Annotated in this window: 14 protein-coding genes; 2 read left to right on the forward strand and 12 right to left on the reverse strand. The window is 72.0% G+C overall.

Annotated elements, in window-relative coordinates; translation table 11 throughout:
* Window positions 1-73: 73 nt before the first annotated feature.
* On the forward strand, window positions 74-952 hold the full coding sequence (locus tag ACZ7GX_RS24395; protein ID WP_498779796.1) for a hypothetical protein: 879 nt from the start codon (window positions 74-76) through the stop codon (window positions 950-952).
* A gap of 139 nt (window positions 953-1,091) precedes the next feature.
* On the opposite strand, the gene ACZ7GX_RS24400 is transcribed toward ACZ7GX_RS24395, so the two are convergent.
* The 5 genes from ACZ7GX_RS24400 to gap all read right to left on the reverse strand — a co-directional run bounded on the left by ACZ7GX_RS24400 (window position 1,092) and on the right by gap (window position 4,813).
* On the reverse strand, window positions 1,092-1,436 hold the full coding sequence (locus tag ACZ7GX_RS24400) for an RNA polymerase-binding protein RbpA (RefSeq protein ID WP_015103628.1): 345 nt from the start codon (window positions 1,434-1,436) through the stop codon (window positions 1,092-1,094).
* Window positions 1,437-1,510: 74 nt separating this feature from the next.
* Entirely contained in the window at window positions 1,511-1,744 is a 234-nt protein-coding gene (gene secG / locus ACZ7GX_RS24405; RefSeq protein WP_498779798.1) for a preprotein translocase subunit SecG, read from the reverse strand.
* 90 nt (window positions 1,745-1,834) lie between these two features.
* On the reverse strand, window positions 1,835-2,623 hold the full coding sequence (gene tpiA, locus ACZ7GX_RS24410) for a triose-phosphate isomerase (protein WP_498779800.1): 789 nt from the start codon (window positions 2,621-2,623) through the stop codon (window positions 1,835-1,837).
* Window positions 2,623-3,786 (reverse strand): phosphoglycerate kinase, encoded by a 1,164-nt coding sequence (locus ACZ7GX_RS24415; RefSeq protein WP_498779802.1) that lies wholly within the window; start codon window positions 3,784-3,786, stop codon window positions 2,623-2,625. Before ACZ7GX_RS24415 ends, tpiA begins: the two co-directional genes overlap by 1 nt.
* A gap of 22 nt (window positions 3,787-3,808) precedes the next feature.
* The gene (gene gap / locus ACZ7GX_RS24420; RefSeq protein ID WP_230569162.1) at window positions 3,809-4,813 is read right to left on the reverse strand and encodes a type I glyceraldehyde-3-phosphate dehydrogenase; all 1,005 of its coding nucleotides are present in this window, start codon (window positions 4,811-4,813) and stop codon (window positions 3,809-3,811) included.
* Window positions 4,814-5,235: 422 nt separating this feature from the next.
* On the opposite strand from gap, the gene ACZ7GX_RS24425 reads away from it, so the two are divergent.
* Window positions 5,236-7,293, forward strand: coding sequence for an acyltransferase family protein (locus ACZ7GX_RS24425; protein WP_498779804.1), 2,058 nt, complete (start codon window positions 5,236-5,238; stop codon window positions 7,291-7,293).
* Between the two features lie 16 nt (window positions 7,294-7,309).
* Here the strand turns inward: ACZ7GX_RS24425 and whiA are convergent, their stop codons facing one another.
* The 7 genes from whiA to ACZ7GX_RS24460 form a co-directional block, all read right to left on the reverse strand.
* The gene (gene whiA, locus ACZ7GX_RS24430; protein WP_230569164.1) at window positions 7,310-8,296 is read right to left on the reverse strand and encodes a DNA-binding protein WhiA; all 987 of its coding nucleotides are present in this window, start codon (window positions 8,294-8,296) and stop codon (window positions 7,310-7,312) included.
* Window positions 8,287-9,318: a gluconeogenesis factor YvcK family protein gene (locus tag ACZ7GX_RS24435; protein WP_498779807.1), complete on the reverse strand. Its 1,032-nt coding sequence runs from the start codon at window positions 9,316-9,318 to the stop codon at window positions 8,287-8,289. The genes whiA and ACZ7GX_RS24435 overlap by 10 nt, the downstream gene beginning before the upstream one ends.
* A complete protein-coding gene (rapZ, locus tag ACZ7GX_RS24440; protein ID WP_170232487.1) occupies window positions 9,315-10,172 on the reverse strand; it encodes an RNase adapter RapZ in 858 nt (285 codons plus the stop codon). The genes ACZ7GX_RS24435 and rapZ overlap by 4 nt, the downstream gene beginning before the upstream one ends.
* 26 nt (window positions 10,173-10,198) lie before the next feature.
* Entirely contained in the window at window positions 10,199-12,142 is a 1,944-nt protein-coding gene (gene uvrC / locus ACZ7GX_RS24445) for an excinuclease ABC subunit UvrC (protein ID WP_498779808.1), read from the reverse strand.
* Between the two features lie 219 nt (window positions 12,143-12,361).
* The gene (locus ACZ7GX_RS24450) at window positions 12,362-12,832 is read right to left on the reverse strand and encodes a Rieske (2Fe-2S) protein (protein WP_498779809.1); all 471 of its coding nucleotides are present in this window, start codon (window positions 12,830-12,832) and stop codon (window positions 12,362-12,364) included.
* A gap of 100 nt (window positions 12,833-12,932) precedes the next feature.
* A complete protein-coding gene (locus ACZ7GX_RS24455) occupies window positions 12,933-13,343 on the reverse strand; it encodes a Rieske (2Fe-2S) protein (RefSeq protein WP_498779811.1) in 411 nt (136 codons plus the stop codon).
* A gap of 14 nt (window positions 13,344-13,357) precedes the next feature.
* Window positions 13,358-13,849 (reverse strand): hypothetical protein, encoded by a 492-nt coding sequence (locus ACZ7GX_RS24460; RefSeq protein WP_123746588.1) that lies wholly within the window; start codon window positions 13,847-13,849, stop codon window positions 13,358-13,360.
* Window positions 13,850-13,976: the final 127 nt, after the last annotated feature.

The following is a 13,976-nucleotide window of genomic DNA, read 5'->3' on the forward strand; positions in this document are numbered from 1 at the left end:
ACCTCATCGGGGGTCGCGGACTGGTCCGGGAGTCGGCATGCGATCGGCAGGAACACTAGCTCTACTCGGTGCCTTGGCATATGGCGTTACGGCGCTCGTAGCGGCACCGGTATCGGCGCAGCAGCAGGGCGTCGCGACCGCGAGCCCGGATTCCGGTCCGGCGGGCAGCACGTTCACGCTGAGCTGGACCGGCGTGTACCTCGACCCGGACTGCTCGAACCCCACCGTGCAGATCCTGTGGGACGGCGGGCGGGTGATCGGCAGCGGCAGGCACGCGGGTCGCGGCACGGGTTCGGGCACGGCGACCGTGCCGTCGGACGCGGGCGTCGGGACGCACCGGGTCACGGCGCGCCCGCAGTGCGCGGCGACGTCGAACCCGACGGACAGCTTCACGGTGACCGCGAGGCCGACCACGACCACGACCCCGCCGCCGGTCACGACGACGACCGCTCCCCCGGTGACCACGACGACCACCACGCGCCCGACGACCACCACCACCCGGCCGACGACGACCACGACAACCACGACGACGACAACCACGACGGACAGCTCCGCGCCGACCACGACCGCCACCACGAGGCCGTTCGACGGTGACGGCGCGCTGACGTTGGACAAGGACAACATCCAGCCGGGTGACCCGTTGACGGCCACCGGCACGGGCTGTGACCCGGGGTCGTCGGTGCGGCTCAGCGCGCTGGGCGAGGCCGTCGGCGCGGCGAAGGCGGACGGCTCGGGCACGTTCAGCACCAGGGTCGAGTTCACCACGATCCAGCCGGGTCGCCACGTGATCCGCGCCGACTGCGGTGTGGTGCTGGTCGGGAGCGTGGACGTGGCGTTGACCAGCTCGACCGGCGGCACGACGTCCACCCTGGTGATCCTGGTGTTCTTCCTGCTCGTGGGCGCGATCATGGTCCGACGCCAGTTCGCCGGCCTGTTCACCAAGCGGTCCTGAGTCGAGCGGGACCTGAGGCGAACCGGGCCTGAGCGGGGCAAACCTGAGCGGGCCCGAAGACGATGACGGCCCGAAGACGACGAAGGCCCCGGCGGGGAAGTCCCACCGGGGCCGTCGTGCCGTTCTCGCCTGAGCCTGGCTAGGGCTCTTCGCGCTGCTTGCGCAGCTTGGTGAGCGCCTCTTCGAGGATCGCCTCACCGTCCGCGTCGGAGCGCCGCTCCTTCACGTACGCCAGGTGCGTCTTGTACGGCTCGTTGCGCGGCGGAGCAGGAGGTGCCTGCTCGTCGCGCCCGGCCGGCAGACCGCACCGGGGGCAGTCCCAGTTCTCCGGGATCTCGGCTTCGACCGCGAACGACGGCCGAGACTCGTGCGCGTTCGCGCACCAGTACGACACCCGACGTCGGGGCGCGGACTCGCCGCGCTCCGATTCGCCCATCGGGCCTGCGCCGACGCGGGTACCGCGAATCGCGTTACCACCAGCCATCGACCCTCACACCCCCACCACGTGGTTTCCCTGTGTCCGCGTCGGCCGACGTCGTCGGCGTCCACCGACCTGTGTCAGTTGACCTTCATCAGCAGCCCGATGCCCACGATGGCGATGACCCAGACCGCGCCGACGAACAACGTCAGGCGGTCGAGGTTCTTCTCCACCACGCTGGAACCGGACAGGCTCGACTGCATGCCGCCGCCGAACAACGAGGACAGACCGCCACCACGCCCGCGGTGCAGCAGCACGAGCAGGATCAGCAGCAGGCTGGAGACGAGCAGCAGGATCTGCAGGAACAGGATCATTTCTTCCTCGCTGTCAGGCAGGTGACGCCACAGAGTACCCGGTCGACTGCCGACCGTGGACCACCGCGGGTGGAGAGTGTGTCAATCACATCAGGGTAGAGGGCCGCCCGCGGCGAGTGCACACAGCTTCGCGAACTCGTCCGCATCCAGGCTCGCACCACCGACAAGGGCGCCGTCGACGTCCTTCTGAGCGATCAACTCCGCGATGTTGCCGGACTTGACCGAGCCGCCGTAAAGCACTCGAACGGCCGAAGCGACGTCCTCGCCGTAGAGCTCGGCGAGCTTGACCCGAATGGCGGCGCACACCTCCTGCGCGTCGGCCGACGAGGCGACCTTGCCGGTGCCGATCGCCCACACCGGCTCGTAGGCGACGACGACGTCGCGCACCTGCTCGGCGGTGAGGCCCTTCAGGCCCGCGACGAGCTGCTCGGTGCAGTGCTCGACGTGCCCGCCGGCCTCGCGGACGTCCAGCTGCTCGCCGAGGCAGAAGATGGGCGTGACGCCGTGCTTGAGCGCCGCCTTGACCTTCTTGTTGACGACTCCGTCGTCCTCGTTGTGGTACTCGCGCCGCTCGGAGTGGCCCACGGTGACGTAGGAGCAGCCGAGCTTGGCCAGCATCGGGCCGGACACGTCACCGGTGTAGGCGCCCGAGTCGTGCGGCGACAGGTCCTGCGCGCCGTACTTGAGCAGCAGCTTGTCGCCGTCGACGAGGGTCTGGATCGACCGGATGTCGACGAACGGGGGCAGCACCGCGACCTCGACCTTGGCGAAGTACTTCTCCGGGAGCGAGAAGGCGATCTTCTGCACCAGGGCGATGGCCTCGAGGTGGTTGAGGTTCATCTTCCAGTTGCCCGCGATGAGGGGCTGACGCTGAGCCATCACGCCTCCAACACAGACACGCCGGGCAGTTCCTTGCCCTCCAGGTACTCCAGGGACGCCCCACCACCGGTGGAGATGTGCGAGAACCCGTCCTCGGGCAGGCCGAGCGCGCGCACGGCCGCGGCGGAGTCGCCGCCGCCGACCACGGTGAACGCGTCGCTCTTGACCAGCGCCTCGGCCACCGCGCGGGTGCCGCCGGAGAAGGCCTCGAACTCGAACACGCCCATCGGGCCGTTCCAGAACACGGTCTGCGCGTCGGCGAGCTTCGAGGCGAACAGCTCGCGGGTCGCCGGGCCGATGTCCAGGCCCTGCCGGTCGGCGGGGATGGCGTCGGTGGCGACGACCTCGAACTGCGCGTCGGGCGCGAAGTCGACGGCGGCCAGCACGTCGACCGGGAGCACGAGCTCCACGCCGCGCTTCTCGGCCTCGGCGAGGAAGCCGCGGACCTGGTCGAGCTGGTCTTCCTGCAGCAGCGAGCCGCCGACCTCGTGGCCCTGGGCCTTGAGGAAGGTGTAGGCCATGCCGCCGCCCACGAGGAGCCGGTCGACCTTGGTGAGCAGGTTCGCGATGACGCCGAGCTTGTCGGAGACCTTCGCGCCGCCGAGCACCACGACGTAGGGGCGCTGGAGGTCGTCGGTGAGCTTGCGCAGCACCTCGACCTCGGCCAGCACGAGGCCGCCCGCGTAGTGCGGGAGCTTCTTGGCCACGTCGTAGACCGACGCCTGCTTGCGGTGCACGACGCCGAAGCCGTCGGAGACGAACGCGTCGGCCTTGGCGGCCAGCTCGTCGGCGAGGGCGGCGCGCTCGGCGTCGTCCTTGCTGGTCTCGCGGGCGTCGAAGCGGATGTTCTCCAGCAGCACGACGGTGCCGTCACCGGCGGCCTCGGTGCCGATCTCGACCGGCAGGCCGAGCAGCTCACCGAGCCGGACGGCGACGGGCGCGAGGGAGAACTTGGGGTCGGGCTCGCCCTTGGGGCGGCCCAGGTGCGCGGCGACCAGCACGCGGGCGCCCGCGTCCACGAGCGCCTTGAGGGTGGGCACCGACGCGCGGACGCGGCCGTCGTCGGTGATCCGGTCGCCGTCGAGGGGGACGTTCAGGTCGGCGCGCACGAGGACGCGCCGACCCGAGACACCCTCGCTGAGCAGATCGTCGAGAGTCTTCACAGCGAGTGATCCGTCTCTTCGCTCAGAGCTTGCTGGCGACGAGGTTGACCAGGTCGGCGAGGCGGTTGGAGTAGCCCCACTCGTTGTCGTACCAGCCGACGACCTTGACCTGGTTGCCGATGACCTTGGTCAGCGGCGCGTCGTAGATGCACGACGCCGGGTCGGTGACGATGTCGGCCGACACGATCGGGTCGGTGTTGTAGCGCAGGTAGCCCTTGAGCGCACCGTCCGCGGCGGCCTTGTAGGCGGCGTTGACCTCGTCCACGGTGACGTCGCGGCCGACGGTGACGGTCAGGTCGGTGGCCGAGCCGGTGGGCACGGGCACGCGCAGGGCGTAGCCGTCGAGCTTGCCCTTCAGCTCCGGCAGGACCAGGCCGATCGCCTTCGCGGCACCGGTGCTGGTGGGCACGATGTTCAGCGCGGCGGCACGGGCGCGGCGCAGGTCCTTGTGCGGCGCGTCCTGCAGGTTCTGGTCCTGGGTGTAGGCGTGGATCGTGGTCATGAGGCCACGCTCGATGGTGAAGCTGTCGTGCAGCACCTTGGCCAGCGGGGCCAGGCAGTTGGTGGTGCACGAGGCGTTGGAGATGACGGTCTGCGAACCGTCGTACTGGTCGTCGTTCGCGCCCAGCACCACGGTGAGGTCCTCACCCTTGGCCGGTGCGGAGATGATGACCTTCTTCGCGCCGCCCTCGTCCACGTGCTTGCGCGCGGCCGAGGCGTCGGTGAAGAAGCCGGTCGACTCCACGACGACGTCGACGCCGAGGTCCTTCCAGGGCAGCTTGCCGGGGTCGCGCTCGGCCAGGGCCTTGATGACCTTGCCGTCGACCGCGATGCCCTCGTCGGTCACGGTCACCTCACCGTCGAGGCGGCCGAGGATGGAGTCGTACTTGAGCAGGTGGGCCATGGTGTTGACGTCACCGAGGTCGTTGAAGGCGACGATCTCGATGTCGTGCCCGCTGGCCTGAACGGCGCGCCAGAAGTTGCGACCGATGCGGCCGAAACCATTGACACCTACGCGAACCGTCACGGTGAGTCTCCTCGGTACTCGACTGGCGTTGTCCGCCAGGGGCGTGCAGTCATGGGCTGACCAGGCAGCCGAGAGCCAGCCTAGCCTCCGGCCTGCGTCCCTGGTCACGTGGACCACCAGGATCTCTTTATCGAACAAGAAAATCCAGCTCGACCGGCTTGTTACCTTTGGGTAACTCGGTCACGGGGGCTTCGTGACCCCGGAGTGCGGTCGTCGCCGCGCTTCGGCGTCGGGCCCGGCGGCTTCCAGCCTATGACTCTCGGTGCTCGCCCGCAGGACGCGCGCTGCGTGACGGAGGGTGGCCGTTCCGAATGTCGACGGTGCGGTAACGCTGCTCTGAACGGGCTACAGCCACGGTTACACGAACGGGTTAAGCTGCGCCGCTTTTTCCGTTCGACTCGTGGCGGTGGGTAGTGGCGCTGGTGACCGACGAACCGCCTCTCGAGGCCGCCCGCGCCGCCGGTCGTCCCGCGGTCAGGGCCGACATCCAGGGCCTGCGGGCGTTGGCCGTCGGCCTGGTGATCTGCTACCATCTGCGCCCCGAGTGGCTGCCCGGCGGTTTCGTCGGCGTCGACGTCTTCTTCGTGCTCTCGGGCTTCCTGATCATCGGCACGCTCACCGGCGAGGTCCGCCGCACCGGGCGGGTCGGGCTGCTCGACTTCTACGCGCGGCGGATCCGCAGGCTCCTGCCCGCCGCCACCGCCGTGCTGCTGGCCGTCGCGGTGGCGGTGTTCGCCGTGCTGCCCGAGTCGCGGTGGCCGACCGTGCTGCGCGAGGTCCTCTTCTCCGCCATCAACGCGCAGAACTGGCTGCTGGCCGTGCTGTCGAACGACTACGGGCACGCGGGCGTCGGGGCCTCACCGGTGCAGCACTTCTGGTCGCTGGCCGTCGAGGAGCAGTTCTACCTGGTCATCCCGCTGGTGCTGCTGGTCGCGGCCACCCTGGCGGCACGGCGGGGTGGACGGCCGGTGCGGTACGCCGTGGTCGCGGTCGGCGTGATCACGGTCGCGTCGTTCGCGTTCTCGGTCTCGTTCACGCCGGTCGACCCCGGCGCGGCGTACTTCGTGACGCCGACCCGGATGTGGGAGCTCGGGATCGGCGGCCTGGCCGCGATGGTGCTGCACCGGCTGCGGCTCGGCGCGGCGGCACGTCTGCTGCTGGGCTGGGGCGGTGTGGCCGCGGTGCTGGTGAGCGCGTTCCGGTTCACCACGGACCTGGCGTTCCCGGGCTGGATCGCGGCACTGCCGACGGTCGGCACGGCGGCGGTGCTGGTCGCCCGGGACGACTCGCTGGCCCGCGTCCTCGGCCTGCGCCCGCTGACCTACGTCGGCGACATCTCCTACAGCCTGTACCTGTGGCACTGGCCGGTGATCGTGTTCGTGCTCGAGGTGACCGGGCGTCAGGTCTTGGACGGGTACCAGGCCGGGTTCGCCGCGGCGCTGAGCCTCGTGCTGGCCGCGTTGTCGAAGCACTTCGTCGAGGACCCGTTCCGGCGGCGCAAGCACAACCGCAGGCGCGTGACGTACGGGATCGGTGCGGCGATGGTCGCGGTGACCGTGGCGGTCGCGTCGGGCGGGTGGGCGTCGGCCGAGTCGACGCTGGCGGCGTTGCGCGGCAGGTCGGTGATCGACGCCGACCACCCCGGCGCGCTGGCGCTGGACCCGAGCCGTCCGGTGCCCGCGCAGGCCGGCATCCCGCTCGCACCCGACCCCGCCGTGGCGGGGGAGGACGGGCCGCTCGGCGACCTGCCGGGCGATTGCAACGTCTACGACATGACCGCGGAGCCCGCGGCGTGCACGTACGGGGCACCCGAGGCGACCAAGACCGCGGTCATCGTCGGCGATTCGCACGCCGCCCAGTTCAGCAGCGCCCTGGCCGAGTTCGTGCGGCACGAGGGCGCCGGCCGGTGGCGGGTGAAGGTCATCGTGCGCAACGGCTGCCCGTTCACCGCGGTGCCGCCGTCGGAGGCGGGCACGCCGCTGACCGTCTGCTCGGACGAGAACCTGAAGAAGCTCGACCTGATCCGCGACCTGAAGCCCGACCTGGTCGTCACCGCCGCCATGTCGCCCGAGTCCTACCGCGCGGACCTGGACTGGACCTGGGAGTCGCCCGACCGCGCGGTCGAGGGTTACCGGACCATGCTCACCGCGCTGTCGGACGCCGCCATCCCGGTCGCCGTGATCCGCGAACTGCCCCGGCCGGCACGGCCGGTCGTGCCCTGCCTGGAACGCCGCCCCGACGACCCGGCCGACTGCGACACGCCCCGGGCGCGGGCCGTCGGCTCGGCGACCGACCCGCTGGCCGACGCCGCGACCGGGCTGCCCGGCGTGCGGGTGGTCGACCTGACCGACTGGATCTGCCGCGCCGACACGTGCCCCGCCGTGGTCGGCAACGTGGTCGTCTACCGCGACAACCACCTCACCGACACCTACGTGAGGTCCCTGGCCGACCCGCTCGTCGCCGCCCTGGGACTCCGCTAGCGGGGCAGCCCTCCGGTCAGACCTCGGCTTCGAGCATGTCCGCCGTCACGGCGGACTCGGTGTCCGGCATGCCCAGTTCCTTCGCCCGCTTGTCCGCCATCGCCAGGAGTCTGCGGATGCGGCCCGCGACGGCGTCCTTCGTCATCTGCGGGTCGGAGAGTTGGCCCAGTTCCTCCAGCGAGGCCTGCCGGTGGGCCAGCCGCAAAGCTCCCGCCGCCGCCAGGTGGTCGGGCGCCTCGGCGCCCAGGATCTCCAGCGCGCGCTGCACCCTGGCCGCGGCGGCGACGGCGGCCCGCGCCGAGCGCCGCAGGTTGGCGTCGTCGAAGTTCGCCAGGCGGTTCGCCGTCGCACGCACCTCGCGCCGCATCCGGCGCTCCTCCCAGGCCAGCACGCTGTCGTGCGCGCCGAGCCTGGTCAGCATCGCGCCGATGGCGTCGCCATCCCTTATCACCACGCGCTCCGCGCCGCGCACCTCGCGCGACTTCGAGCCGATGCCCATCCGCCGCGCCGCGCCGACCAGCGCCAGCGCCGCCTCCGGCCCCGGGCAGGTCACCTCCATCGACGACGACCGGCCCGGCTCGGTCAGCGAGCCGTGCGCCAGGAACGCGCCGCGCCACGCCGCCTCCGCGTCGCACACACCGCCCGACACCACCGGCGCGGGCAGGCCGCGCACCGGGCGTCCGCGCGGGTCGAGCAGACCCGTCTGCCTGGCCAGGCCCTCGCCGTCCTTCACCACGCGCACCACGAACCGGGTGCCCTTGCGCAGCCCGCTGGACGTGATGGTGAACACGTCCGACTGGTGCCCGTACAGCTCGTGGATCTCGCGGCGCAGCCGGCGCGCCGTCGAACCCAGGTCCAGCTCCGCCTCGACGACCACCCGGCCGCCCACGATGTGCAGGCCGCCCGCGAACCGCAGCAACGAGGCGACCTCCGCGCGGCGGCAGCAGGTCTTGGAGACGGCCAGCCTGCTCAGCTCGTCCTTCACCGCCGACGTCATCGCCACGGCGCCTCGCCTCCCCTGCTCGTCCGGTCTTCCTGGAGGGTTGTACTCGACGCCCCTCCGGTCTCGTCACCAGGGCCGGCCAACGCCCGGGTGATGCTCGACGCCAGCGCGGTCGGGTCGTGCCGGTCGGGCGCGCCGGCCACGGCGATGGGCGCGAGGTGCGCCGCAGCGCCGAGAGCTGCGGCGGCCCTGCGCAGCCGGTCCGGAACGGGCACCGCGTCGACGTCCGCGATCACCGCGTCCACCCGCAGGGCGGGCGCGTGCGCGCACAGCACGTCCAGGTGCAGCTCCGGCGAGAAACCGTCGGTTTCCCCCGGTTGGGGGACGAGGTTGAGCACGACCACCTTGCGCGCCGACGTGCGCACGAGGGCGTCGTGCAGCTCGGGCACGAGCAGGTGCGGCAGCACGCTGGTGAACCACGAGCCGGGCCCGAGCAGCACGACGTCGGCCGCGAGCACCGCCTCCACCGCCTGCCGGCAGCCGTGCGGCGCCTCGCCCGGTCCGCCCGGCCCGTTGAGCCGGATCCGCTGCACGCGTCCCGGCGTGGTGGCGATCGCGACCTGGCCGCGGATGCGGCGCACCACGTCGTCGTCATCGTCCAGCCCGGTCACGTCGGCCTCGATCGACAACGGCTCGGTGCACATCGGCAGCACGCGACCGCGCACGCCGAGCAGCCGCCCGGCCTCCTCCAGCACCGCCACCGGGTCGCCGAGCTGCTCCAGCAGGCCCGCCAGCACGAGGTTGCCCACCGCGTGCCCGGCGAGCGCGCCGGTGCCGCCGAACCGGTGCTGGAACAACGTCGCCCACAACGCGCTCGACTCGTCCGCGCCGGCCAGCGCCACCATCGCCTTGCGCAGGTCGCCGGGCGGCAGCAGGCCCAGCTCGCGGCGCAGCCGCCCCGAGGAGCCACCGTCGTCCGCGACCGTCACCACGGCCGTCACGTCGTCGGTCACCCGGCGCAGGGCGGTGAGCGTGGCGTGCAGCCCGTGCCCACCGCCCAGCGCTACCGCTGCGAAGCTCACTCGCGTCCCAGGTCCCGGTGCACGACCTTGACGGCCATGCCGTCCTCGCTGGCCAGCCGGCCCGCGAGCTCCTCGGAGATGGCCACGCTGCGGTGCTTGCCGCCGGTGCAGCCGACCGCCAGCGTCAGGTACCGCTTGCCCTCGCGCCGGTAGCCGGCGCCGATGAGGCGCAGCAGCTCGTGGTAGCGGTCCAGGAACTCCTCCGCGCCTTCCTGCGTGAGCACGTAGTTGCGCACGTCGCCGTCCAGGCCGGTCTGCTCGCGCAGCTCCGGGATCCAGAACGGGTTCGGCAGGAACCGCACGTCCATCACCAGGTCGGCGTCCATCGGCAGGCCGTACTTGTAGCCGAACGACAGCACCGTGACGCGGGTGCGGGTCGCCGACTCCGTGCCGAACGTGTCCTCGATCTTGGCCCGCAACTGGTGCACCGACAGCGCCGAGGTGTCCAGCACCAGGTCGGCTTCCTCGCGCAGCGGCGTGAGCAGGATCCGCTCGGCCTCGATGCCGTCGGCGAGGCGGCCGTCGGCCTGCAGCGGGTGGCCGCGCCGCACCGACTCGAACCGGCGGATCAGCACGTCGTCGGTGGCCTCCAGGAACAGCACCTTCGGCTTGTAGCCGCGCGCGTCCAGGTCCTTGATCACCGCCGCCAAATCCTCGGTGAACGCGCGGCTGCGCACGTCCATGACCACCGCGACCCGGGTGATCGCCCCCCTGGCCTGGGCGCCCAGCTCCACCATGGTCGCGATCAGCTCGGGCGGCAGGTTGTCCACCACGAACCAGCCCAGGTCCTCCAGGCACTTCGCGGCCGTGCTGCGGCCCGCCCCCGACAGGCCCGTCACCACCGCGACTTCGATGCCGGACTTCTCGCCGGCCGGTGCGCTCACGTTCGCTCCCCTTCGGTGCCCGCCGTGCTCAACGTCGCGTGCACGGCCTCCGCGGTGCGCCGGCCCACTCCGGGCACCACGCTGATCTCCTCGATGCTCGCCTCGCGCAACTTCTTCAGCGAGCCGAAGTGCTTCAGCAGCGCGGCCTTGCGCGTCTGCCCCAGTCCCGGCACGTCGTCCAGCGCCGAGGTCGTCATCCGCTTCGACCGCTTCTGCCGGTGGTAGGCGATGGCGAACCGGTGCGCCTCGTCGCGCACCCGTTGCAGCAGGTAAAGGGCCTCGCTGGTGCGGGGCAGGATCACCGGGTCCGGCTCGCCGGGCACCCACACCTCCTCCAGCCGCTTCGCCAGGCCGACCACCGCGACGTCGGTGATGCCCAGCTCCGCCAAGACGTCGGAGGCTACCTGCGCCTGCGGCGCGCCGCCGTCCACCACCAGCAGGTTCGGCGCGTAGGCGAACCTGCGCGGCTTGCCGGTCTCCGGGTCGATGCCGGGCGTCGGGCCGCCGTTGTCCTTGTTGTCGCGCAGGTACGCCTGGAAGCGCCGCCGCACCACCTCGGCGATCGAGCCGACGTCGCCCTGCTCGGCGCCCTCCCGCACGGCGAACCGGCGGTACTCGGACTTGCGCGCCAGGCCGTCCTCGAACACCACCAGCGACGCCACCACGTCCGTGCCCTGCACGTGGCTGACGTCGGTGCACTCGATCCGCAGCGGCGCCGTGTCCAGGCCCAGCGCCTCCTGCAGCTCCTGCAGGGCCGCCGACCGGGCCGTCAGGTCGCCGGCGCGGCGCAGCTTGTGCTGCTGGAACGCCTCCTTGGCGTTGCGCTCCACCGTCTCCATGAGCGCACGCTTGTCACCGCGCTGCGGCACCCGCAACGACACCTTGCCGCCGCGCAGGCCCGACAGCCACTTCTCGACCGCCTCGGCGTCGTCGGGCAGCTCCGGCACGAGCACCTCGCGCGGCACCGGCGCCGACTCGACGCCGCTGACCCGGGCCGACTCGACCTGCTCGCCGTAGAACTGGGTGACGAACTGGTCCACCAGGCCCGTCACGCCGGTCTCGTCGACCTTGTCGACCACCCAGCCGCGCTGGCCGCGCACCCGGCCGCCGCGCACGTGGAACACCTGGACCGAGACCTCCAGGTCGTCCTGCGCGAACGCGACCACGTCGGCGTCCGTGCCGTCGCCGAGGACGACGGCCTGCTTCTCCAAGGCGCGCTTGAGGGCCGCCTGGTCGTCGCGCAGGCGGGCGGCCTTCTCGAACTCCAGCTCCTCGGCGGCGGCCGTCATCTCGCGTTCCAGGCGGCGCACCATCGAGTCGGTCTTGCCGGCGAGGAAGTCGCAGAAGTCCTCGACGATGTCGCGGTGCTCGTCCGCGTCGACCCGGCCCACGCACGGCGCCGAGCACTTGTCGATGTAGCCGAGCAGGCAGGGGCGGCCGATCTGGCCGTGGCGCTTGAACACGCCCGCCGAGCAGGTGCGCGCCGGGAAGACGCGCAGCAGCAGGTCGAGCGTCTCGCGGATCGCCCAGGCGTGTGCGTACGGGCCGAAGTAGCGCACGCCCTTGCGGCGCGGGCCGCGGTAGACGTGCAGGCGGGGGAACTCCTCGTTCAACGTCACGGCCAGCACCGGGTACGACTTGTCGTCGCGGTAGCGGACGTTGAAGCGCGGGTCGAACTCCTTGATCCAGTTGTACTCCAGCTGCAGCGCCTCGACCTCGGTGCCGACGACGGTCCACTCGACGCTCGCGGCGGTGGTCACCATCTGGCGGGTGCGCGGGTGCAGGCCGGCGACGTCGGCGAAGTAGGAGTTCAGGCGTTGGCGCAGGCTCTTGGCCTTGCCGACGTACACCACGCGGCCGCCGGCGTCGCGGAACTTGTACACGCCGGGGGCTTCGGGGATGGTGCCTGTCGCAGGGCGATAGGTCGACGGATCGGCCACCGGACAAGCGTACGTGGGGGCACCGACAGCCCGGCGGAGACCGGCTCTGTGCTGGATTGCGCCGCCTCCGGCGTCGCGGGCGAGGTCGCCGGGGAAGTCGGCCGTTCGCGCCCTGATTCCCGGCGATCGAAAAGCGTGATCGCCGGGAATGAGGACGCGAACGACCGACGCGACCTCGCGCGGAGGTGGTGAACGTTCGACGCGACCCTCGCGAGAGGTTCAGGCGGGGACGATCTGGCCCGCCTCGACCTTCACCGGGACCTCCCTCAGGCCCGTGGTGGCCGGGCCCTTCGTCACCTGGCCGTCCGCGGCGTTGAACGTGCTGCCGTGGTTCGGGCAGGTGATGACGCCGCCCTCGGGCGGCGACACCGCGGTCCCCTGGTGCGGGCAGGTGGCGTCGTAGGCCTTGACCGTGTCGCCGGTGCGGACGAGCACGAGCGGCTTGCTGTCCGCCGGGTTGCCCGCGATCGTGCCGCCGCCGTCGGGCACGTCGGCCAGCGCCGCGATGATCGGCGGCCCGGACGGGGTGGTGCCGCCACCGCCGGGCGTCGTGCCGCCGCCGGTCGCGGTGGTGCCGCCGGGGGTGGAACCGCTGCTGCACGCGGCCAGGCCGCCCGGCACCGCCAGCGCGACCAGCACGCCGCACAGCACCGAGCGACGGGACAGCCCTGTCTTCTCCGTTGAACTCAAAGCAGGTCCTTTGCTACGTGGTGGGTGGTCGTTCGGCCACACAGGCAATACGACACCACGTGAAGCGGGGTTCAACACCCCAGCCCTTGGGACGGCTTCTTCAGGAAAGCAACACGTCCGGCCCGGACACCGCCACCGCGACCTCCGCCAACCCCCGCGGTGACGGGCCGGACAGCACCGCCCCGGTCGTCGGGTCGAACGCGGAGCGGTGCGTGGGACAGCTGATCGTGCCGCCGGCGGGCGGGTTCACCGTCGTGCCCTGGTGCGGGCAGGCCGGGTTGAACGCCCGCACCTCCGACTCCGAGGGCCTGACCAGCAGCAACTGGCCGTCGCCGCCGACGTCGACCAGCGCGCCGGAGCCGACCGGGACGTCGGCGAGCCCGGCCACGCGGTCACCCGCGCGGGCCGAGCCGACACCGGGCCGACGCGTCGGCGCGCCCGAGCCGCAGGAGGTCAGGGGCACGCCGGCGGTCAGGGCGAGCAGTCCGCACAGCAGCGTCCGTCGGTCCACCCGCCCATCTTCGCCTACCGGTCCTTCGCCACCGCCGTCCGGGCCAGCGCCAGCACCGCCGTGAACGGCGGGAACCAGTGCCGCGAGTGCGACGGCGGGTTCGCCCACCTCAGCGACCCGTACCGGGTCATCGTCGGCGGCAGCGCGATCCGCTGCGGCGAGCGGACGAACTGGACCTCGGCGGGCGCCTTCAGGTGCGTGGGCAGCAGGGCGACCAGCTCGGCGAGGAAGATCCAGTGCTCCCGCGGGCCCGGGATGACGGTGACGGGACCGGCGAGCATCCTGGCCTTGAGGTCGGCCAGGACGCGCGAGCCGATGCGGGCGGGCATGGCCAGGGCGGTGGTCGCGGGCCCCAGCGGCAGGAAGACGCCCTGCTCGGTGACCGAGACCTTCCAGCCCAGCAGCCGGTAACCCGCGATCGCCTCACCGAGTGCCTGCTGGTGCGCGCGGTCGCGTGGTCCGTATCGCGGGCCGTTGTCGGCGGTGGTGGCGGCGGTGATGCTCATCGGCGGAGGTCCCTCCCCGGTCGGGTGGAGTGGGCGGCGTGTGCGCGGGCCGCGGGGGTCGTCCCGGCACTGGCACACCACGCAGCGTCGGCCCCGGCGGGACGTTTCACCACACCGTTATCGGGTC

Source organism: Actinosynnema sp. NPDC037264 (assembly GCF_055603705.1).

Bases quoted from the DNA above. Each gene is read 5' to 3' on its own strand.
- ACZ7GX_RS24460 (WP_123746588.1), bottom strand. From the start codon at position 13,849: ATGAGCATCACCGCCGCCACCACCGCCGACAACGGCCCGCGATACGGA.
- secG (WP_498779798.1), bottom strand. From the start codon at position 1,744: ATGATCCTGTTCCTGCAGATCCTGCTGCTCGTCTCCAGCCTGCTGCTG.
- ACZ7GX_RS24400 (WP_015103628.1), bottom strand. From the start codon at position 1,436: ATGGCTGGTGGTAACGCGATTCGCGGTACCCGCGTCGGCGCAGGCCCG.
- tpiA (WP_498779800.1), bottom strand. From the start codon at position 2,623: ATGGCTCAGCGTCAGCCCCTCATCGCGGGCAACTGGAAGATGAACCTC.